Source organism: Enterobacter sp. BIDMC 30 (assembly GCF_000534355.1).
Lineage (GTDB): Bacteria > Pseudomonadota > Gammaproteobacteria > Enterobacterales > Enterobacteriaceae > Enterobacter > Enterobacter ludwigii.
This window is the reverse complement of the sequence record NZ_KI973169.1, coordinates 260,428-281,177: the sequence shown is the minus strand read 5'-3', so window position 1 is coordinate 281,177 and position 20,750 is coordinate 260,428. Positions and strand designations below refer to the sequence as shown.

The 20,750-nt window shown below is 54.2% G+C and carries 19 protein-coding genes; 11 read left to right on the top strand and 8 right to left on the bottom strand.

All coding sequences use genetic code 11. The features are described 5' to 3' along the window. Positions 1-264: 264 nt before the first annotated feature. On the top strand, positions 265-972 hold the full coding sequence (locus L466_RS20875; protein WP_032680054.1) for a FadR/GntR family transcriptional regulator: 708 nt from the start codon (positions 265-267) through the stop codon (positions 970-972). Further along, the gene (gene mdtD / locus L466_RS20880) at positions 969-2,402 is read left to right on the top strand and encodes a multidrug transporter subunit MdtD (RefSeq protein WP_014172264.1); all 1,434 of its coding nucleotides are present in this window, start codon (positions 969-971) and stop codon (positions 2,400-2,402) included. The genes L466_RS20875 and mdtD overlap by 4 nt, the downstream gene beginning before the upstream one ends. Here the strand turns inward: mdtD and rbsR are convergent. The 7 genes from rbsR to kup form a co-directional block, all read right to left on the bottom strand. Next, complete coding sequence (gene rbsR / locus L466_RS20885) at positions 2,368-3,360, bottom strand: ribose operon transcriptional repressor RbsR (RefSeq protein ID WP_072255737.1); 993 nt, start codon at positions 3,358-3,360, stop codon at positions 2,368-2,370. The genes mdtD and rbsR overlap by 35 nt on opposite strands. Before the next feature lie 3 nt (positions 3,361-3,363). After that, positions 3,364-4,293, bottom strand: a complete 930-nt coding sequence (gene rbsK / locus L466_RS20890; RefSeq protein ID WP_032681931.1) for a ribokinase — start codon at positions 4,291-4,293, stop codon at positions 3,364-3,366. Positions 4,294-4,400: 107 nt separating this feature from the next. Then, a complete protein-coding gene (gene rbsB / locus L466_RS20895) occupies positions 4,401-5,291 on the bottom strand; it encodes a ribose ABC transporter substrate-binding protein RbsB (protein ID WP_014172267.1) in 891 nt (296 codons plus the stop codon). A gap of 27 nt (positions 5,292-5,318) precedes the next feature. Then, the gene (gene rbsC, locus L466_RS20900) at positions 5,319-6,284 is read right to left on the bottom strand and encodes a ribose ABC transporter permease (protein ID WP_020882772.1); all 966 of its coding nucleotides are present in this window, start codon (positions 6,282-6,284) and stop codon (positions 5,319-5,321) included. Between the two features lie 4 nt (positions 6,285-6,288). Next, on the bottom strand, positions 6,289-7,794 hold the full coding sequence (rbsA, locus tag L466_RS20905; protein WP_020882771.1) for a ribose ABC transporter ATP-binding protein RbsA: 1,506 nt from the start codon (positions 7,792-7,794) through the stop codon (positions 6,289-6,291). 7 nt (positions 7,795-7,801) lie between these two features. Beyond that, complete coding sequence (gene rbsD / locus L466_RS20910) at positions 7,802-8,221, bottom strand: D-ribose pyranase (RefSeq protein WP_020882770.1); 420 nt, start codon at positions 8,219-8,221, stop codon at positions 7,802-7,804. A 216-nt stretch (positions 8,222-8,437) separates the two neighbouring features. Continuing rightward, the gene (gene kup, locus L466_RS20915; protein ID WP_014172271.1) at positions 8,438-10,306 is read right to left on the bottom strand and encodes a low affinity potassium transporter Kup; all 1,869 of its coding nucleotides are present in this window, start codon (positions 10,304-10,306) and stop codon (positions 8,438-8,440) included. 222 nt (positions 10,307-10,528) lie between these two features. On the opposite strand from kup, the gene ravA reads away from it, so the two are divergent. Both ravA and viaA read left to right on the top strand, forming a co-directional pair. After that, entirely contained in the window at positions 10,529-12,025 is a 1,497-nt protein-coding gene (ravA, locus tag L466_RS20920; protein ID WP_025202724.1) for an ATPase RavA, read from the top strand. Then, a complete protein-coding gene (gene viaA, locus L466_RS20925) occupies positions 12,019-13,470 on the top strand; it encodes an ATPase RavA stimulator ViaA (RefSeq protein ID WP_032680053.1) in 1,452 nt (483 codons plus the stop codon). Before ravA ends, viaA begins: the two co-directional genes overlap by 7 nt. On the opposite strand, the gene asnA is transcribed toward viaA, so the two are convergent. Then, positions 13,471-14,463, bottom strand: coding sequence for an aspartate--ammonia ligase (asnA, locus tag L466_RS20930; protein WP_020882768.1), 993 nt, complete (start codon positions 14,461-14,463; stop codon positions 13,471-13,473). A gap of 151 nt (positions 14,464-14,614) precedes the next feature. On the opposite strand from asnA, the gene asnC reads away from it, so the two are divergent. The 7 genes from asnC to atpE all read left to right on the top strand — a co-directional run bounded on the left by asnC (position 14,615) and on the right by atpE (position 20,711). Beyond that, entirely contained in the window at positions 14,615-15,073 is a 459-nt protein-coding gene (asnC, locus tag L466_RS20935; RefSeq protein WP_014172275.1) for a transcriptional regulator AsnC, read from the top strand. A gap of 90 nt (positions 15,074-15,163) precedes the next feature. After that, positions 15,164-15,613: an FMN-binding protein MioC gene (gene mioC / locus L466_RS20940; protein WP_020882767.1), complete on the top strand. Its 450-nt coding sequence runs from the start codon at positions 15,164-15,166 to the stop codon at positions 15,611-15,613. 374 nt (positions 15,614-15,987) lie between these two features. After that, positions 15,988-17,877 carry a tRNA uridine-5-carboxymethylaminomethyl(34) synthesis enzyme MnmG gene (gene mnmG, locus L466_RS20945; RefSeq protein WP_032679278.1) on the top strand — a complete coding sequence of 630 codons (1,890 nt, stop codon included), beginning with the start codon at positions 15,988-15,990 and terminating at the stop codon, positions 17,875-17,877. Between the two features lie 100 nt (positions 17,878-17,977). Next, a complete protein-coding gene (rsmG, locus tag L466_RS20950; protein WP_032679279.1) occupies positions 17,978-18,601 on the top strand; it encodes a 16S rRNA (guanine(527)-N(7))-methyltransferase RsmG in 624 nt (207 codons plus the stop codon). A gap of 616 nt (positions 18,602-19,217) precedes the next feature. Beyond that, positions 19,218-19,598, top strand: a complete 381-nt coding sequence (gene atpI / locus L466_RS20955) for a F0F1 ATP synthase subunit I (protein WP_008500194.1) — start codon at positions 19,218-19,220, stop codon at positions 19,596-19,598. Between the two features lie 8 nt (positions 19,599-19,606). Continuing rightward, positions 19,607-20,422 (top strand): F0F1 ATP synthase subunit A, encoded by an 816-nt coding sequence (gene atpB, locus L466_RS20960; protein ID WP_014172280.1) that lies wholly within the window; start codon positions 19,607-19,609, stop codon positions 20,420-20,422. Between the two features lie 49 nt (positions 20,423-20,471). Next, positions 20,472-20,711, top strand: a complete 240-nt coding sequence (gene atpE / locus L466_RS20965) for a F0F1 ATP synthase subunit C (protein ID WP_000429386.1) — start codon at positions 20,472-20,474, stop codon at positions 20,709-20,711. Positions 20,712-20,750: the final 39 nt, after the last annotated feature.

Sequence of the window (20,750 nt, the reverse complement as noted above, 5' to 3'; positions counted from 1 at the left end):
TTCCCGCTTCAGAGTCAAGCATTTATTTTCGCTTATCTCTGCTGACCCGGCGGCGTGTGTGCCGTTGTTCCGTGTCAGTGGAGGCGCATTATAGGGAGTTATTCTGAAGTGACAAGAGGAAATTCAAAAAAAGTTTCTGTCCGTGTTTTTTTTCACCAACAGGGGTGAAATCAAGCTACAAATTGTTCTATTTGATGTATCTGCAACCACAATAACACCCGAGGTGGCATAATTATCAGCATGAATCTTTAAGGAATAAACGCGATGCCATTAAGCGCACAACAACTGGCTGCCCAAAAAAACCTGTCGTATGTGCTGGCAGAAAAACTGGCTCAGCTGATTTTAGCGGGTAAATATGCCCCGGGGAGCATCCTGCCGGGTGAAATGGAGTTGGGTGAGCAGTTTGGGGTGAGCCGTACCGCCGTTCGCGAAGCGGTGAAAACCTTAACGGCAAAAGGCATGGTGCTTCCGCGTCCTCGCATTGGTACGCGTGTGATGCCACAGAGCAACTGGAACTTCCTCGATCAGGAACTGCTCTCATGGTGGATGACGGAAGATAACTTTCATCAGGTCGTCGATCACTTCCTGGTGATGCGCAGCAGTCTTGAACCTCAGGCCTGCCTCCTTGCCGCCACGCTCGGGACGGCAGAACAGAAAGCGCAGCTCAATGCCCTGATGGAAGAGATGGTGTTCCTGAAAAAACACTTCAACCGCGAACGCTGGATTGAGGTCGATATGGCCTGGCATGAACACATCTATATGATGAGCGCCAATCCGTTCCTGACATCCTTTGCCTCTTTATTCCATTCGGTATACCACACCTACTTTACCTCTATTACACAAGACGAAGTGGTAAAGCTGGATTTGCACCAGGCGATTGTTGATGCCATTCAGGAGAGCGACGGGCAGCGAGCCCTGGATGCATGCCAGGCATTGCTGGCCGCGCCAACCCACCAGCAGGTACATAAATGAGAGAGAAAAAAGCGCGCAGCATGGCCGGATTGCCGTGGATTGCAGCCATGGCGTTCTTTATGCAGGCACTGGATGCCACCATCCTCAACACAGCGCTACCCGCGATTGCACAAAGCCTTAACCGATCCCCGCTGGCGATGCAGTCCGCCATCATCAGTTATACCCTGACTGTCGCGATGCTCATTCCGGTGAGCGGCTGGCTGGCTGACCGCTTCGGCACCCGCAAAATATTCATGCTGGCCGTGACGCTCTTTACGCTCGGCTCTTTGGCCTGTGCGCTGTCAACGTCTCTTACAGAACTGGTCATCTTCCGTGTTCTTCAGGGCGTTGGCGGGGCGATGATGATGCCCGTGGCGCGTCTGGCGTTACTGCGCGCCTATCCGCGCAGCGAACTGCTTCCTGTGCTCAACTTCGTCACAATGCCCGGCCTGGTCGGCCCCATACTGGGTCCGGTTCTCGGCGGGGTATTCGTCACCTGGGCAAGCTGGCACTGGATCTTCCTGATTAATATTCCCATTGGCGTCGCGGGGCTGCTTTATGCCCGCAAATATATGCCGAACTTCACCACCCCAAGACGCCGTTTCGATATGCGTGGTTTTTTCCTGTTTGGCCTGAGCCTGGTGCTCTTCTCCAGTGGGATGGAGTTGTTTGGTGAGAAGATCGTGGCGACATGGATTGCACTCTCCGTCATCCTCGGCGGTATTTTGCTGTTCCTTCTTTATATACGTCATGCACGCCGTCACCCGACGCCGTTAATTTCTCTGTCGCTGTTTAACACCCGAACGTTTTCCGTGGGGATTGCGGGCAACATTGCCTCACGCCTGGGGACGGGCTGCGTGCCATTCCTGATGCCACTGATGCTGCAGGTGGGTTTCGGCTACCCGGCTCTGATTGCCGGTTGCATGATGGCCCCCACGGCGATGGGCTCTATTCTGGCCAAATCAACCGTCACGCAGGTGTTGCGCTGGTTTGGTTATCGTAAGACGCTGGTAGGTGTAACGGTCTTTATCGGGCTGATGATCGCGCAGTTCTCCCTGCAATCCGCCTCTTTACCGGTCTGGATGCTGATCCTGCCCCTGTTTGTGCTGGGAATGGCCATGTCGACACAGTTCACGTCGATGAACACCATCACCCTCGCCGACCTGACCGACGATAACGCCAGTAGCGGCAACAGCGTGCTGGCAGTGACTCAGCAGTTGTCGATCAGTCTGGGGGTGGCCGTCAGTGCGGCGGTGCTGCGGTTTTATGAAGGTTTTGACAGTGCGAACACCGTCGAACAGTTTCACTATACCTTTATTACCATGGGCGCACTCACCGTCGTGTCGGCGTTGGTCTTTATGCTGTTAAAACCCAAAGATGGCCGCAACCTGATCAAAGAGCGCCACAAAGCAAAGGCTAAACCGAACCCCGTTCCATCAGAACAGGAGTAAGCTGCAGACGTTGCTGCTGCAAGCCGGGCTCGGCCATTCGGTGGATAAGCACATCGATGGCCAGCTCGCCCAGTTCATCTTTTGGCTGATGAATCGTGGTGAGCGGCGGCGTCATGTAGCGGGCCAGTTCAATGTCATCGTAACCAATCACCGCCATATCGTGTGGAACACGCAGCCCCGCCTGATATAACGCCTGGTACGCGCCAAACGCCATCGCATCGTTGCCGATAAACACAGCCTGCGGACGCTGCGCTTGCGACAGCAGTTTCTGCATAGCTTCAAAGCCGCCGTTAAATTCGAAATCACCGGTAATACGGTAGCCATCCGGAACAGTAAGCCCCGCCCGCGCCATCGCAGAAAGATACCCCTCAAGACGCAAACGCGCCGGGGTTTTATCCAGGGGGCCAGTAATGCAGGCGATGCGGGTATAGCCTTTATCGATCAGATACTGGGTGGCCATGTCACCTCCCAGCAGCGAGTTATCCTGAATGAGATCGCTGGTACCGTCGAACGGCGCCCAGTCCATCATCACCGTGGGAATAGAAGGGTAGCGCTGAATAATCTCTTTCGAGGGCTGATGTGTTTCGGTACACAGCAGCAGTAACCCGTCGACGCGTTTTTGCATCAGCGTCTCCAGGTTGCGGTTCATTCGCTGCTCATCCCCTTCGGTATTGCACAGCACCAGGCTGTAACCACGCTCGAAGCAGCTGCGTTCGACACCGCGAACAAGTTCAGAATAAAAGGGGTTGGTACTGGCGGTGATCAGCATGCCGATGGTGCGCGTCTGGTTGAGCTTGAGGCTGCGCGCCAGCGCGGACGGCGCATAGTTGAGATCTTTAACCGCGGCTTCGACTTTTTCCCGAATCGCCTCGCTAACGAAGCGATCGTTATTAATGACGTGGGAGACTGTCGACGTAGAAACGCCCGCCTGGCGGGCGACATCTTTCATTGTGGCCAAGCGTTACCCCTGCTGACTTAAGAATTCATCAATCTCTTTACGCCACGGAACGGAAGGCTGGGCACCTTTGCGCGTTACGGCAATCGCCGCGGCGGCATGGGCAAAGCGAATAGCATCATCCATTCTCTTGCCTTCCAGCAGCGCAGTCACCAATGCACCGTTAAAGGTATCTCCCGCCGCGATGGTATCAATCGCCTTAACCTTAAAGCCCGGCACGCGACGACCTTCCCCGTTTACGCTGGCCCACACTCCACGGCTGCCAAGGGTAATGATAACGGTGCCGATGCCTTTATCGTGCAGCACTTTCGCCGCCCGCGCGGCGTCGTCATCATTTTCAACGCGAACGCCTGTCAGTTTCTCCGCTTCAGTTTCGTTCGGGGTAATGATATCCACCAGCGCCAGCAGCTCGTCTGATAATACCCGCGCAGGCGCAGGATTGAGTACGACAGTGGTATGATTTTGATGCGCTATCTCTGCGGCCGCCAGGACGCTTTCAACGGGTGATTCCAGTTGCATCAGAAGCGCTTCGGCATGCGCGATGATCTCGCGCTGCGCGTTCACCCGCTCAGTGGTCAGCGCGGCGTTAGCCCCCGCATGAATACCGATGACATTCTCACCTTCCGCATTGACGAAAATCAGCGCCACGCCGGTTGATTCCCCTTCGACAACGCTGACAGGCGCAATATCAATGTTATCGCTGGCCAGCTGTTTGCGTACGCGCTCACCGGTATCGTCATCACCCGTGCAGGCAATAAAGGCGATCTTCGCCCCACTGCGTCCTGCGGCGACGGCCTGGTTGGCGCCCTTACCGCCGAATGCCACCTGATACTGATTACCGGTGACGGTTTCGCCCGGTGTCGGGAACGATTCAAGGTTAAGAATGTGATCGGCATTGATACTGCCAAGGACGACAAGATTGCCTGCGGTTTTCATGGTTGAGGTGTCCATCTGAGAGCGCCACCGGTGTGACCCGGTGGCGTATGCCACACTTTTCTTTATAGGGTGTCCCTCAGGCAGCCAGCGACTGCCTGATTCGCCTTTTACTGCTTGATGACCAGTTTCAGGTCAACAGGATATTTGGCCTGAACTTTTTCGCCCTTCAGCACTTTATCAGCAGTCTGCACGCCCGTTGCGCCGATCTGCTCAGGCAGCTGAGCGATGGTCGCCGCCAGTTTGCCATCTTTTACTGCTTTTTCACCATCCGGCGTGCCGTCAAATCCGACAACCATCACATCAGATTTACCTGCGGTCTGCAGAGCACGCAGCGCGCCCAGCGCCATTTCGTCGTTCTGTGCAAACACAGCCTGCACGTCAGGGTGCGCGGTCAGCAGGTTCTGCATCACGTTCAGACCTTTCGTGCGGTCGAAGTCAGCAGGCTGGCTGGCCAGTACGTTAAATTTGTGCGCTGCAACCGCCTGCTGGAAGCCTTCACCACGCTCACGCGCCGCTGACGTACCGGCAATACCCTGCAGTTCGATAACTTTCGCGCCTTCACCCGCTTTCTTCGCGATGTAGTCACCCGCGATTTTGCCACCCAGTACGTTATCAGAAGCGATGTGGCTGACTACGTCGCCTTTCGTCGCCTGACGGTCAAGGGTGATGACCGGGATCTTCGCCTGATTTGCCATCTTCACGGCGTTACCCACAGCGTCAGAATCCGTTGGGTTGATCAGCAGGATTTTGGTGCCACGTACGGTTAAGTCCTGAACGTTTGCCAGCTCTTTCGCCGGGTTGTTCTGAGAGTCCAGCACCACCAGGTTGTAGCCCAGTTTGTCAGCTTCTTTCTGTGCACCGTCCTTCAGAGAGACGAAGAACGGGTTGTTCAGCGTGGAGATAACCAGCGCGATGGTGTCTTTCGCCATTGCGTTAGCACTTACGGTTGCGCTCAGCGCGACAGCAGAAACCAGGGTAGCCAGTTTTTTCATGTTCATATCTAAGATGTCCTGTAGTGTCGTCAGTTACTGTTTTTTGTTGTCTACCAGAACCGCCAGCAAAATCACCACTGCTTTAACGATCATCTGGTAATAGGAGGAAACACCTAATAAATTCAAACCATTATTCAGGAAACCAAGGATCAGTGCGCCGATCAATGTCCCAACAATGCGACCTTTACCGCCCGCAAGACTCGTACCGCCCAGAACGACTGCCGCAATGGCATCCAGCTCATACCCCGTCCCCGCCGTTGGCTGCGCAGAAGAGAGGCGCGCCACTTCGATGATGCCTGCCAGAGAGGCCAGCAGACCACACAGCGAATAGACGATGATTTTGACTTTATTGACGCTGATCCCGGACAGACGCGTTGCCGCTTCGTTACCGCCCAGCGCATAGATATAACGACCCAGACGGGTGTGATGCAGCATGTACCACGCCGCGAGGAAAACGATAGCCATGATCCAGACCGGCGTCGGGATACCCAGCGGACGACCAATACCGAACCAGCCAAACAGATCGGCGTTATCCGTAAAGCCGGTATTTACCGGACTGCCGTTGGTGTAAACCATGGTGACACCGCGCAGCAAGAGCATCATGACCAGCGTCGCAATGAACGCCTGAACGCGACCTTTCGCCACAATCACACCGGTCACGGCACCAATTGCCGCCCCAAGTGCCAGCGCAGCTGCAACGGCCACCAGCGCGTTGACCTCAATCCCTACAATTGAAGCCGCAACCGCACCGGTGAGCGCCAGCAGGGAACCGACGGACAGATCGATACCCGACGTCAAAATCACCAGCGTCATCCCTACCGCCATAATGGCGTTAACCGACGTCTGCTGAAGAATATTGAACAGGTTATTAACGGTAAAAAAGTTTGGACTCATGGTCGAAACAATCGCGATCAGCACCAGCAGGGCAATCAGCGATTTTTGTTCCAGCAGCCATGCCTTTGTGAAATAACGGCGACCAGAAACAGCCTGGGTAGTCATCTTCTTACTCCTGATTCACGCGATTAAGCTTGCCCACAGCGGCAGCCATCAGAACTTCCTGGGTGGCCTGCTCGCGAGTGAATTCACCACCGAGATGCCCTTCATGCATGACGATAATGCGATCGCTCATGCCTAATACTTCTGGCATCTCGGAAGAGACCAGAATGATGCTCAGGCCGTCGGCCTTGAACTGGTTAATCAGCTGATAGATCTCTTTCTTGGCCCCAACGTCCACGCCGCGGGTTGGCTCATCAAGGATCAGCACTTTCGGGCGCGTCATCAGACCGCGCGCAATGGCCACTTTTTGCTGATTACCACCGGACAACAGGCCAATCGCCTGCTCCATCGACGGCGTTTTAACGTTGAAGAGACGGATAAAATCGCTGACCGCCTGCTGTTCATCTTTGTGCTTCAGGCTGCCACCGCTGCGGCTGAAATAGCGCAGGGCAGTAAGCGACATGTTCTCTTTTACCGACATCCCCAGCACTAAGCCGTCACGCTTGCGGTCTTCGGAGATATAGACGATGCCGTTTGCCAGGCCATCCTGTGGAGAGCGAGTCACCACCTCATGACCGTCGAGCGTGACATAACCGCTGGTACGCGGCAGTGCGCCATAGAGCACTTTCATCAGCTCGGTACGGCCTGCCCCCATTAACCCCGCCACGCCAAGGATCTCCCCCTGGCGCAGGGTAAAGGTGACATCGTTCACACCCGGGCCACAGAGGTTGTCCACCTTAAGGCGGATCTCACCCGGTGCTTTGTCCAGATGCGGATACTGGTCTTCGAGCTTACGTCCCACCATCATTTCGATAAGGGTATCTTCGGTCAGCGTGGCGACTTCGCGCTCGGCAATGAATTGCCCGTCGCGGAAGACCGTTACGTCGTCGCAGATCTCGAAAATCTCTTTCATACGGTGAGAGATATAGACAATCCCGCGTCCCTGCGATTTCAGCTCGCGGATAACGCGGAATAAAGATTCGGTTTCGGTGTCGGTCAGCGCGTCCGTCGGTTCATCCATAATGATGACCTTCGACTCAAAGCTCAGCACCTTCGCGATTTCAACCATTTGCTGATCGCCAATGGAAAGGTCGCCCACCAGACGGTCGCTCTTGAAGCGCAGGTTTAGCTTCGCCAGCAGTTTGTCCGCTTCGGCATACATCGTTTTCCAGTCGATTTTGCCAAACCGGTTAACGAACTCGCGTCCGAGGAAGATGTTTTCCGCAATGCTGAGCTGCGGGATCAGGTTCAGCTCCTGGTGGATAATACCGATACCCGCATCCTGGGAAGATTTCGGGCCGTTGAACGTGGTCTCTTTACCCAGCCACAGCAGCGAGCCGGCATCGCGTTGATAGATACCGGTCAGCACTTTCATCATGGTGGATTTGCCGGCCCCGTTTTCGCCCACCAGCGCCATTACGCGTCCGGGATAAACGTTCAGTGCCGCGCCAGAGAGGGCTTTTACGCCCGGGAACGCTTTATCGATCCCTTTCAGTTGCAGTAATGCGTCCATGATGGCCTCAGAAGGTGACGCCAGCACAGAGAATGATATTCGCATACGGGGAACACTCCCCGCTGCGAATCACCGCCTGACTGTCTGCGGTTTGTTGTTTGAATTGCTCGTGCGTTGTGTAACGAATTTCTATGGTGTTTCCCTGGTGTTGTTGCAGTTGCTCAATGTGGCTGAGCAACGTTTCGTGGAGTTGCGGATTATGGTGTTTAATTTCCGTCGCGAGAATGGCCGCCTCAACCTGCATCTCCGCCGTCACCACGTCCAGTACCTGCATAAACGAGGGCACGCCCTGCGTTAACGCCATATCAATACGGGTTGTGCTGCGCGGAACCGGTAAGCCTGCATCGCAAACCACCAGCGTATCGGTATGCCCAAGACGGGAAATAACCGATGAGATTTCTGCGTTAAGAACGGTGCCTTTCTTCATTTTCTTGCTCCACTAGCGAAACGTTTCGCTGAAATCAGTTTAGTCTTAACGGTGTTCAGAAAACCACCATGACATAACAGATTTGTGATCGGCGTCGAAACGTTTCGCTACGTGAAATGAGAAGGCGATAAATGCAAAAACGGTAACCCTTTGGTTACCGCTTTTTTAGGGTTGCCCCCTCTCCATCCAGGAGAGGGCATCAGGCCACACGAGGACCTAGATTTCGACCTGCGTTCCCAGCTCAATCACACGGTTAGGCGGGATCTCAAACTGGTCAGGCGCGCGAAGGGCGTTACGCTGCAGGATAAGGTACAACTTGCCGCGCAGGCGCAAATACCAGGGGCGCTTGCCGATAATCAGCGACTCGTGGGACATAAAGAACGAGGTCTCCATCATGCGACAGCTCAGCCCTTCCAGACCACAGCGATGGAACACCTCTTCGACGTTTGGTGTCTCACGCCAGCCGTAGCTTGCCACGACGCGCCAGAAGGTCGGCGACAGTTGCTCGATTTGCACGCGGCGGACATTGTGGACGTACGGGGCATCTTCGGTGCGCAGGGTCAGCAGGATCACGCGCTCGTGCAACACTTTGTTGTGCTTGAGGTTATGCATCAGCGCAAACGGGATAACGTTCAGCGCACGCGACATATACACCGCGGTGCCCGGCACGCGTACCGGCGGCGATTTCTCCAGCGAGGCAATCATAGCCTCCAGGGAGTTACCGTGCTCATGCATACGGCGCAGAAGGCGGAAACGTTCGCTTTTCCACGTGGTCATGACAATGAACATCACCAGACCGAGCGTCAGCGGCAGCCAGCCACCGGAGACAATCTTGTCGAGGTTGGCGGAGAACAGCGGCACGTCAATGCACAGGAAGCCGACCAGAATCATCATCACGAGGAATTTGTTCCAGTGCCAGTTTCGGTACGCTACCGTGGTGGAGAGCAGCGAGGTCAGTACCATCGTACCGGTTACCGCAATACCGTACGCCGCCGCCAGGTTGCTGGAGTGCTCGAAGCTGACGATGACAATCACCACGGCGAAATAGAGCAGCCAGTTGATGAACGGAATGTAAATCTGGCCCGACTCCATCTCGGAGGTATGGATAATGCGCATAGGCGAGAGATACCCCAGACGCACGGCCTGACGCGTCAGAGAGAACACGCCTGAAATTACCGCCTGCGAGGCAATAACGGTCGCCAGCGTCGCCAGAATCAGCATGGGCACCAGCGCCCAGTCCGGAGCCAGCAGGAAGAAGGGGTTCTTAATCGCCTCCGGGTTTTGCAGCAGCAGCGCACCCTGACCGAAATAGTTCAGCACCAGCGACGGCAGGACCACTAAAAACCACGCCACGCGGATAGGCAGTTTCCCGAAGTGCCCCATATCGGCATACAGCGCCTCAACACCGGTGATGGAGAGCACGACGGCACCGAGCGCGACGAAGGAAACCACTTTGTATTCGAGGAAGAAATGCACGGCCCAGTAAGGGTTCAGCGCATGCAGCACATCCGGGTTAGCAATAATGCTGCGTAAACCGAGTGCCGCCAGGACCAGGAACCAGGCCAGCATAATCGGAGCGAACAGCTTGCCCACCAGCCCGGTGCCGTGCTTCTGGATGATGAACAGCAGCGTCAGGACAAGGATCGCCAGCGGAACAACCCACGAATCAAGCTGTGGCGCGATAATCTCCAGCCCCTCTATCGCCGAGAGAACCGAAATCGCGGGCGTAATGACGACTTCCCCATAGAAGAAGCTGCCGCCAATCAGGCCGATAATGACCAGCACCGACGTCATTCTGGCGGAGGTATTCCGCCCGGCAAGGGACATCAGAGTCAGGATCCCCCCTTCACCGGCGTTATCTGCACGCATAACGAAGGAGAGGTATTTCACTGAAACCACCAGGATCAGCAGCCAGAAGATGAGGGACAGGAAGCCAAAGACGGCATCGCGCTCAACACCAAAACCAAACTGACCGGACAGACATTCACGAAGCGTATAAAGCGGGCTGGTGCCGATATCACCGTAGACAACCCCGATCGCCGCAAGCGTTATTGCGGGTAATGATTGCTTATTATCAGTGCTCATAGACTAGTCTTTTCGTTTAAATAACAAATGTGTGCTTAGTCCCTTGGCCCACAAAAAGCGCACAGTATGCACGATTCAATGCAAAATCGTACCCCTAAATGCAACCGCATTAATGTAGCGCAAAGAAAATAGCGCCGCACTTCAGTCTATTACCAGCCCTGACTGAAACGTCTATACTCGCTTCAATTGGCCGCCACGACGGCGAAAGGATGCAAAACTATTATGGCTCACTCACATTTAATAGCAGAAAGAATTTCCCGCCTCAGCGGCGCGCTGGAAAAAGGCCTTTTCGAGCGTAGCCACGCCATTCGCCTCTGTTTACTGGCAGCGTTGAGCGGCGAAAGTGTCTTTCTGCTTGGACCTCCGGGCATCGCCAAAAGCCTGATTGCCCGCCGGCTGAAATTTGCCTTTCAGAACGCCCGCGCTTTCGAATACCTGATGACCCGCTTTTCCACCCCAGAAGAAGTTTTCGGCCCGCTTTCCATTCAGGCGCTGAAAGATGAAGGGCGCTATCAGCGCCTGACTGAGGGGTATCTTCCGGAAGCGGAAATTGTTTTTCTTGATGAGATCTGGAAAGCGGGGCCGGCTATTCTGAACACCCTGCTCACGGCGATAAACGAACGCCGATTCCGCAACGGTGCCAGCGAAGAGAAAATCCCGATGCGCCTGCTGGTGGCGGCCTCTAACGAACTACCGGAAGCCGACAGCAGCCTTGAAGCGCTGTATGACCGCATGCTGATCCGCCTGTGGCTCGACAAAGTGCAGGATAAATCCAACTTCCGCTCGATGCTGGTCAGCCAGCAGGATGAGAATGAAAACCCGGTCCCCGCTTCGCTGCAGGTCACGGATGAGGAGTATTACCAGTGGCAGGAGGATATCGGCAAAATCACACTGCCGGATTCGGTGTTTGAGCTGATCTATCTGCTGCGCCAGCAGCTCGATTTACTGCCTTCTGCGCCGTATGTCTCCGACCGTCGCTGGAAAAAAGCGATCCGCCTGCTGCAGGCCAGCGCCCTGTTCAGCGGCCGCGATGCCGTTGCGCCAATCGATCTGATCCTTTTAAAAGATTGTCTCTGGCACGACGCGGAAGGCATGAACCTGATGCAGCAGCAGCTTGACGTATTGATGACCGGACACGCCTGGGGCCAGCAGTCGATGCTCAACCAGCTCGGGGCGATTGCCCAACGGCGTATTCAGCTGCAGCAACAACAAAGCGACAAAACAGCGCTGAAAGTAAACCGCCTTGGCGGTATGTTCGCCCGCAAAGCGCATTATGAGCTGCCGTCCGAACTGACCAGTACAACGCTGACGCTCCTGCTTCAGCAGCCCCTTAAGCTTCATGACATGCAGGTGGTCCATATCACCGTGGAGCGAGAGCCACTGGCTCAGTGGCTTGATAAGGGCGGGGAGATCCGCGGCAAACTCAACGGCATCGGTTTTGCCCAGCCGCTGACGCTGGAAGTGGACAGCAGCCAGCATCTGGTGATCCGCGACGTCAGCCTGCAGGGATCGCGTCTTGCGCTTCCGGGAACCGCCTCTGACAGCGTGCCGGAAGAGATTAAACGCCAGCTTGAAGCGCTGGATACGGAATGGCACCAGCAACATACGCGCTTCAGCGAGCAGCAAAAATGCCTCTTTATTCATAGCGATTGGTTAGGTCGCATCGAAGCCAGCCTGCAGGATGTCAGCGCGCAGATCAAACAGGCTCGTCAATGCTAACGCTGGATACGCTTAACGTCATGCTGGCCGTCAGCGAAGAGGGGTTGATCGAAGAGGTGGTCATCACCCTTCTGGCCTCCCCGCAGCTAGCGGCTTTTTTTGAAAAATTCCCGCGGCTCAAAAAGGCGATGACCGACGATCTCCCGCGCTGGCGCGAAAACCTGCGTCAGCGGTTCAAAGAGACCGAAGTCCCCCCTGAATTAACTGACGAGGTGGCCTGCTATCAGCAGTGCCAGCGGCTCTCTACGTCACAGTTTATCGCCCAGCTCCCGCAAACCCTGACGTTACTCGACACGGTACACTCTCCGTTTGCCAGCCAGGCGCGAGCGCTGGTCACGGATAACGCCACGTTTACCCCCGCGCTACACACCCTCTTTTTACAACGCTGGCGCCTCAGCCTGGTGGTGCAGGCCACAACGTTGAACCAGCAGTTGCTGGATGAGGAGCGTGAACAGCTGCTTAGCGAAGTGCAGGAACGCATGACCTTGAGCGGTCAGCTGGAGCAGGTGCTGGTGGAAAATGATAACGCCGCCGGGCGTCTTTGGGATATGAGCGCCGGTCAGCTGCGGCGCGGAGATTACCAGCTCATCGTCAAGTACGGCGATTTTCTGGCACAGCAGCCAGAGCTGATGAAGCTTGCCGAACAGCTGGGTCGCTCACGGGAGGCCAAATCGGTCCCAAAGAAAGATGCCCCAATGGAGACCTTCCGCACCCTGGTCCGTGAACCGGCCACCGTGCCTGAGCAAGTGGATGGGCTCCAGCAAAGCGACGATATTTTGCGCCTGCTGCCCACGGAGTTGAGTACGCTGGGGATGACCGAGCTTGAGTACGAGTTTTATCGCCGGCTGGTGGAAAAACAGCTTCTGACCTACCGGTTGCATGGCGAAGCCTGGCGTGAAAAGCTCAGCCAGCGCCCGGTCATCCATCAGGATTTTGACGAACAGCCGCGCGGGCCTTTTATTGTGTGCGTGGATACGTCCGGCTCGATGGGAGGGTTTAACGAACAGTGCGCGAAAGCGTTCTGCCTGGCTCTGATGCGCGTGGCGCTCGCCGATCGACGTCGCTGCTTCATCATGCTCTTTTCCAGCGAAGTTGTGGGGTATGAACTGACACATCAGCAGGGTATTGAGCAGGCGATCCGCTTTTTAAGCCAGCGCTTTCGTGGCGGTACCGATCTGGCCAGCTGTTTTCGAAGCATCGTTGAGCGGATGCAGGGCGGAGACTGGTATGACGCTGACGCCGTGGTCATCTCCGATTTTATTGCCCAGCGGCTACCGGATGACGTGGTGAATAAAGTGAAGGAGTTACAGCGAGTGCACCAGCACCGTTTCCATGCTGTGGCGATGTCTGCCCATGGAAAACCCGGCATCATGCGCATCTTCGATCATATCTGGCGCTTTGATACCGGGTTACGTAGCCGCCTGCTAAGACGCTGGCAGCGCTAATTACAGAAGAGATTCAACGCGATCGCGTACCTGTTGTGGCCAGACACCGCACTGCACCTGACCAATATGAGGCAGCTGCAACAGCAGCATGGTCAGACGGGACTGGCCAATACCACCGCCAATGGTCTGCGGCATCTCTCCGCGCAGCAGCGCCTGGTGCCACTCCAGCGTGAGGCGATCTTCATCCCCGGTCAGTGCCAGCTGACGTTTCAGGGCGTCAGCATCCACGCGGATCCCCATTGAAGAGAGCTCGAACGCATCTTCCAGCACCGGGTTCCAGACCAGAATATCGCCGTTCAGACCGGCGCGTTCGCCCTCACCCGTCGTGCTCCAGTCATCATAATCCGGCGCACGCACATCATGGCGTTTACCGTCAGACAATTTGCCGCCAATCCCGATCAGGAACACAGCACCCAATTCTTTGGCGATCGCACGCTCACGGCCTTTGGCATCCAGATCGGGATAACGGCTCAGCAGTTCCTGGCTGTGGACAAAGTGGATCGATTCCGGCAGGAACGGTGCCAGACCAAACTCTTTGCTCACTGCCGCTTCGGTCGCTTTGATCCCGGCGTAGATCGCCTCAACGGTGGATTTCAGCGTACCGACGTGACGCTCGCCATCGCCCATGACGCGCTCCCAGTCCCATTGATCGACGTAGACAGAGTGCATTGGCGTAAGACGGTCTTCATCGGGGCGAAGGGCTTTCATGTGCGTGTAAAGCCCTTCGCCCGCGCTGAAATCGTGTTGTCCCAGGGTTTGACGTTTCCACTTCGCAAGGGAATGCACCACTTCGAACTGGGCGTCTGGCAGTGTTTTCACTTTCACCTGTACCGCTTTTTCGCATCCAGAAAGGTTGTCCTGCGTCCCGTCACCCACGCGGCTGAGAATGGGCGCCTGGACTTCGATCAGACCAAGCTTATCTTCCAGCTGACGTGAAAAATGGGATTTAACGAAGCTGATCTGGCGTTGTTTTGCGATGTAAGCGGTTTTCATTATTTATACTCCTGCGTCCTGTTGATAGAGATTAAGCAACAGAAATGGCCTGTTATTCAATAACCCATCAACAAAAAGCCATCTTCACTTTTGATTCATTAAAATAAGGCGCTAGAATAGAGAGATTCATTAATGTTCATAAGAAAAAGCTATGGAAAATTATCAGATCGATAATCTGGACCGCGGCATCCTGGAGGCCTTAATGGCCAATGCACGTACTGCCTACGCGGAACTGGCGAAACAGTTTGGCGTCAGTCCGGGCACAATCCACGTTCGCGTGGAAAAGATGAAACAGGCGGGGATCATTACCGGCGCACGTATCGACGTCAGCCCTAAGCAGCTGGGTTATGACGTCTGCTGCTTTATTGGCATTATTCTCAAAAGCGCCAAAGACTATCCGTCAGCCCTGGCGAAGCTCAACGCGCTTGAAGAAGTCACGGAGGCCTACTACACCACCGGGCACTACAGTATCTTTATAAAGGTGATGTGCCGCTCTATTGATGCCCTCCAGCAGGTACTTATCAACAAGATCCAAACAATTGATGAAATTCAGTCCACTGAAACATTAATCTCCCTGCAGAACCCGATCATGCGTACCATCCGCCCCTGATCGGGCAAATTCATTCCCACATTTTCCACAGGTAGATCCCAGCTCGTTCACAGCGTACAATGAGCCCCTCTTTATTTGAGCGAGCGATCAATGGCGGACATTACCCTTATCAGTGGCAGCACCCTGGGCGGCGCGGAATACGTTGCGGAACATCTGGCTGAGAAGCTGGAAGACGCGGGCTTTTCCACCGAAACACTGCACGGCCCATTGCTTGACGATCTCCCGACTGATGGGGTCTGGCTACTGATCACCTCGACGCACGGCGCAGGCGATCTGCCGGATAATCTGCAACCTTTATATGACGAACTGCTGGAACAGCAGCCTGACCTGTCAAACGTCCGTTTTGGCGCGGTGGGTATCGGCAGTCGTGAATATGACACCTTTTGCGGTGCAATAGAGAAAGTCGAAGCCGCTGTGACTGCCTGTGGGGCAAAACAGCTGGGTGAAACACTGAAGATCAACATCCTCGATCATGACATTCCGGAAGATCCAGCGGAGATCTGGCTGGGTGAATGGAAAAATTTACTCAAAAACGATTAAAGATCGCGCGAACATATGTGGATAACTCTGGTTAAAAGCTCGTATTAAGCGGTAGTTATCCAAGTTATAACTCTGAGGCTGTTTTGGGCCTGTGTATAAAGTCGCGTTCTGATCCCAGCTTATACTGGCCAGGATCACCGATCATTCACAGCAAACGATCCTTTCTAACTGCATGATCTTCATCGTGAGATCGGGCTTATCCACAGAGGTACTCGATCCTAATAAGAGATCACAATAGAACAGATCTCTAAATAAAAAGATCTTCTTTTTAATAGCCCAGGATCCCAATGCTTTCTCGAAAGACTAAAGTTGAGTAGAATCCACGGCCCGGGCTTCAATCCATTTTCATACCGCTTTACGCGAGGCAGACCACCATGTTTTATCAGGATCCTTTTGACGTCATCATCATTGGCGGGGGTCATGCAGGCACTGAGGCCGCAATGGCCGCAGCGCGAATGGGTCAGCAGACCCTGCTTTTGACACACAATATCGACACGCTGGGACAAATGTCCTGTAATCCGGCGATTGGCGGCATTGGGAAAGGACACCTGGTAAAAGAAGTGGATGCACTTGGCGGCCTGATGGCGAAAGCGATCGATCATGCCGGCATCCAGTTTAGGATACTAAACGCGAGCAAAGGTCCCGCTGTGCGCGCTACTCGTGCTCAGGCAGACCGCGTGCTTTACCGTCAGGCGGTACGTACTGCCCTGGAGAATCAGCCAAACCTGATGATCTTCCAGCAGGCGGTAGAAGATCTTATCGTTGAAAACGATCGCGTTGTGGGTGCCGTAACCCAGATGGGCCTCAAGTTCCGCGCGAAAGCCGTCGTACTGACTGTCGGGACCTTCCTGGATGGCAAAATCCATATCGGTCTGGATAACTACAGCGGTGGCCGTGCTGGCGATCCGCCGTCCATTCCGCTGTCTCGTCGTCTGCGTGAACTTCCGCTGCGCGTCAGTCGCCTGAAAACAGGCACGCCACCGCGTATTGATGCGCGCACCATTGATTTCAGCGTGCTGGCACAACAGCACGGTGATAACCCCATGCCGGTGTTCTCGTTCATGGGCAATGCGGCTCAACATCCGCAGCAGGTACCGTGCTACATCACGCATACCAACGAAAAAACCCATGACGTGATCCGCAATAACCTTGACCGCAGCCCAATGTACGCTGGCGTGATCGAAGGGATCGGCCCGCGTTACTGTCCGTCGATCGAAGACAAAGTGATGCGCTTTGCCGATCGTAACCAGCACCAGATCTTCCTGGAGCCGGAAGGACTGACGTCAAATGAAATTTACCCGAACGGCATCTCCACCAGCCTGCCGTTCGATGTGCAGATGCAAATTGTTCGCTCAATGCAGGGTATGGAGAACGCGAAAATCGTTCGTCCTGGCTACGCTATTGAGTACGATTTCTTCGATCCGCGTGACCTGAAGCCAACCCTGGAGAGCAAATTCATCCACGGTCTGTTCTTCGCCGGCCAGATTAACGGCACGACCGGTTACGAAGAAGCTGCCGCTCAGGGTCTGCTTGCCGGTCTGAACGCAGCACGCTTCTCTGCGGAGAAAGAGGGCTGGGCACCTGCGCGTTCTCAGGCTTATCTGGGCGTGCTGGTCGACGATCTTTGCACCCTGGGTACCAAAGAACCGTACCGTATGTTTACCTCTCGCGCGGAATATCGCCTGATGCTGCGCGAAGATAACGCCGACCTGCGTCTGACCGAAGTGGGTCGTGAACTGGGTCTGGTGGATGACGAACGTTGGGCGCGCTATAACGAAAAACTGGAACGCATTGAGCAGGAACGTCAGCGTCTGAAAACCACCTGGGTGAATCCACAGGCGGAAACCGCTGCAGAAGTGAATGCTCACTTAACTGCGCCGCTTTCGCGCGAAGCCAGCGGCGAAGACTTGCTGCGTCGCCCTGAAGTGACCTACGAGAACCTGGTGAAACTGACCGCGTTCGCGCCTGGCCTTGAAGACGCTGAAGCGGCTGAACAGGTTGAGATCCAGGTCAAATACGAAGGTTACATCGCGCGTCAGCAGGATGAGATTGAAAAACAGCAGCGCAACGAAAATACGCTGCTGCCGGAAATGCTGGACTACCGTCAGGTGACGGGGCTTTCCAATGAAGTGATCGCCAAGCTGAACGATCATAAGCCTGTGTCGATCGGTCAGGCATCCCGTATCTCCGGTGTCACACCTGCCGCGATTTCGATTCTGCTGGTGTGGCTGAAAAAGCAAGGTATGCTGCGCCGTAGCGCATAATATCCAGTGCTTTTGGCGGGTGGCGCTTCGCTACCCGCCCTGCTAATTCGTAGGCCCGGTAAGCGCCACCGGGCAATTTATGTCTAAACAGGTACCCACTGTGCTCAATAAACTCTCTCGTCTGCTGGAACAGGCAGGTATTTCGCTCACCGATCACCAGAAAACTCAGCTGGTGGCCTATGTCGATATGCTGAACAAATGGAATAAAGCGTACAACCTGACGTCTGTTCGCGACCCCAACGAGATGCTGGTTCGTCATATCCTCGATAGCATCGTGGTTGCGCCGTATCTTAAAGGGGAGCGCTTTATCGATGTGGGCACAGGTCCTGGCCTGCCGGGGATCCCGCTGTCGATTGTCCGCCCTGAGAGCCATTTCACGCTGCTGGACAGCCTTGGCAAACGCGTCCGTTTTTTACGTCAGGTACAGCATGAGCTGAAGCTGGAGAATATCGCCCCTGTACAGAGCAGGGTAGAGGCGTTCCCCGCGGAGCCACCGTTTGACGGTGTTATCAGCCGCGCGTTTGCGTCGCTCAATGATATGGTGAGCTGGTGTAAGCACTTGCCTGCACAAGATGGCCGCTTTTATGCCCTGAAAGGGCAGTTGCCGGGCGATGAAATTGAACAGCTTCCGGAGGGTTTTGCTGTCGAATCCGTTGAGAAATTAAACATTCCTCAGCTTGAGGGTGAACGCCATCTGGTGATAATTAAGCCAAACAATTTTTAAATATTTAATAAAAATTGTGGAATTCGTGCTGTTCTGACCATGTTAAATAACAGCACTAATTCTCTGGTTTTACCGAAGAGAGTTTAACCTCTGTGTTACTAAGGTTTTTCTAACGGTTAACGTAACAGCCATTGTTCAGCATGAAGATAGTCAACATCGAAAATATCAGCCTGCTAAAAGTGGAATACGGCAACCAGAATCGAATGTTAAATATTTATTAAGAATGTCAATAAAAGGTTTTTATTGTATACCGGGCTGTTTTGAAAATAGTTACGATAATTTGTCTTTAATTTCATAAAGATGAAATAAACCGATTTGCGTCTTTGATAAATACACCCTTATCGCAAATGTGTGTTTTGTGATCTCGTGCACGCTTTGTAGCCAACGTTTTCGCGCTGTTTGCAGTTTTGGTCGAAGGTCGTGGCTTTCAGGAAAAGTTAAAAAATAGCGGCGGGGAAAAATATTTAAACATTTATTCACCTTTTCGCTACTTAATGTTTGAAATCACGGGTGCGCACCGTATAATTTGACCGCTTTTTGATGCTTGACTCTGAGCCTTAAAGGACGTTTTATACGACACGCGGCATACCTCGAAGGGAGCAGGAGTAAAAACGTGATGTCTGTGTCGCTCTTGAGTAGAAACGTTGCTCGTAAGCTTCTGTTCATTCAGTTTCTGGCTGTGATAGCAAGTGGACTGCTGTTTAGCCTCAAAGACCCCTTCTGGGGCATCTCCGCCGTGTGCGGGGGTTTGGCGGTTGTTCTGCCAAACGTATTGTTTATGATTTTTGCCTGGCGTCATCAGGCGCATACACCCGCCAAAGGCCGTGTGGCCTGGTCCTTCGCTCTCGGTGAAGTGTGTAAGGTGTTGCTGACCTTTGCTCTACTGGTGATGGCGCTGGCGGTTTTGAAAGTGGTATTCATGCCGCTGATAGCAACGTGGGTTTTGGTGCTGGTGGTACAAGTTCTGGCTCCAGCTGTAATCAACAACAAAGGGTAAAAGGCATCATGGCTTCAGAAAATATGACGCCGCAGGATTACATAGGTCACCATCTGAATAACCTTCAGCTGGACCTGCGTACATTCTCGCTGGTGGATCCGCATAACCCCCCGGCCACCTTCTGGACGATCAACATCGACTCCATGTTCTTCTCGGTCGTTTTGGGTCTTCTGTTCCTGGCCATGTTCCGCGGTGTTGCGAAAAGAGCGACCAGCGGTGTTCCAGGGAAATTCCAGACGTTCATCGAAATGATCATCGGCTTCGTCCATGGCAGCGTCAAAGACATGTACCATGGTAAGAGCAAGCTGATTGCTCCGCTGGCCCTGACCGTGTTCGTTTGGGTGTTCCTGATGAACCTGATGGACCTGCTGCCAATCGATTTCCTGCCGTGGATTGGCGAACATGTCCTCGGTCTGCCAGCACTGCGCGTGGTGCCTTCCGCTGACGTGAACATCACCCTGTCGATGGCGCTGGGCGTGTTTATCCTGATTCTTTTCTACAGCATCAAAATGAAAGGCGTAAGCGGCTTCGTGAAAGAGCTTACCTTGCAGCCGTTCAACCACTGGGCGTTTATTCCGGTCAACCTGATCCTGGAAGGCGTTAGCCTGCTGTCCAAACCTGTTTCACTGGGTCTGCGACTGTTCGGCAACATGTATGCGGGTGAGCTGATTTTCATTCTGATCGCGGGTCTTCTGCCGTGGTGGTCACAGTGGATTCTGAATGTGCCTTGGGCCATTTTCCACATCCTGATCATTACGCTGCAAGCCTTTATCTTCATGGTTCTGACGATCGTCTATCTGTCGATGGCGTCTGAAGAGCACTGATTTTTTACCAACACTACTACGTTTTAATTGAAACAAACTGGAGACTGTCATGGAAAACCTGAATATGGATCTGCTGTACATGGCTGCCGCTGTGATGATGGGTCTGGCGGCTATCGGTGCTGCGATCGGTATCGGCATCCTCGGGGGCAAATTCCTGGAAGGCGCAGCGCGTCAACCTGATCTGATTCCTCTGCTGCGTACTCAGTTCTTTATCGTTATGGGTCTGGTGGATGCTATCCCAATGATCGCTGTAGGTCTGGGTCTGTACGTGATGTTTGCTGTCGCGTAGTAGTAGTTTTAAAACCCTAAGCCACAGATATTAAAGAGG

Bases quoted from the DNA above. Each gene is read 5' to 3' on its own strand.
- L466_RS20875 (WP_032680054.1), top strand. From the start codon at position 265: ATGCCATTAAGCGCACAACAACTGGCTGCCCAAAAAAACCTGTCGTAT.
- mdtD (WP_014172264.1), top strand. From the start codon at position 969: ATGAGAGAGAAAAAAGCGCGCAGCATGGCCGGATTGCCGTGGATTGCA.
- rbsK (WP_032681931.1), bottom strand. From the start codon at position 4,293: ATGAAAACCGCAGGCAATCTTGTCGTCCTTGGCAGTATCAATGCCGAT.
- rbsB (WP_014172267.1), bottom strand. From the start codon at position 5,291: ATGAACATGAAAAAACTGGCTACCCTGGTTTCTGCTGTCGCGCTGAGC.
- rbsC (WP_020882772.1), bottom strand. From the start codon at position 6,284: ATGACTACCCAGGCTGTTTCTGGTCGCCGTTATTTCACAAAGGCATGG.
- rbsA (WP_020882771.1), bottom strand. From the start codon at position 7,794: ATGGACGCATTACTGCAACTGAAAGGGATCGATAAAGCGTTCCCGGGC.
- rbsD (WP_020882770.1), bottom strand. From the start codon at position 8,221: ATGAAGAAAGGCACCGTTCTTAACGCAGAAATCTCATCGGTTATTTCC.
- kup (WP_014172271.1), bottom strand. From the start codon at position 10,306: ATGAGCACTGATAATAAGCAATCATTACCCGCAATAACGCTTGCGGCG.
- ravA (WP_025202724.1), top strand. From the start codon at position 10,529: ATGGCTCACTCACATTTAATAGCAGAAAGAATTTCCCGCCTCAGCGGC.
- viaA (WP_032680053.1), top strand. From the start codon at position 12,019: ATGCTAACGCTGGATACGCTTAACGTCATGCTGGCCGTCAGCGAAGAG.
- asnA (WP_020882768.1), bottom strand. From the start codon at position 14,463: ATGAAAACCGCTTACATCGCAAAACAACGCCAGATCAGCTTCGTTAAA.
- asnC (WP_014172275.1), top strand. From the start codon at position 14,615: ATGGAAAATTATCAGATCGATAATCTGGACCGCGGCATCCTGGAGGCC.
- mioC (WP_020882767.1), top strand. From the start codon at position 15,164: ATGGCGGACATTACCCTTATCAGTGGCAGCACCCTGGGCGGCGCGGAA.
- mnmG (WP_032679278.1), top strand. From the start codon at position 15,988: ATGTTTTATCAGGATCCTTTTGACGTCATCATCATTGGCGGGGGTCAT.
- atpI (WP_008500194.1), top strand. From the start codon at position 19,218: ATGTCTGTGTCGCTCTTGAGTAGAAACGTTGCTCGTAAGCTTCTGTTC.
- atpB (WP_014172280.1), top strand. From the start codon at position 19,607: ATGGCTTCAGAAAATATGACGCCGCAGGATTACATAGGTCACCATCTG.
- atpE (WP_000429386.1), top strand. From the start codon at position 20,472: ATGGAAAACCTGAATATGGATCTGCTGTACATGGCTGCCGCTGTGATG.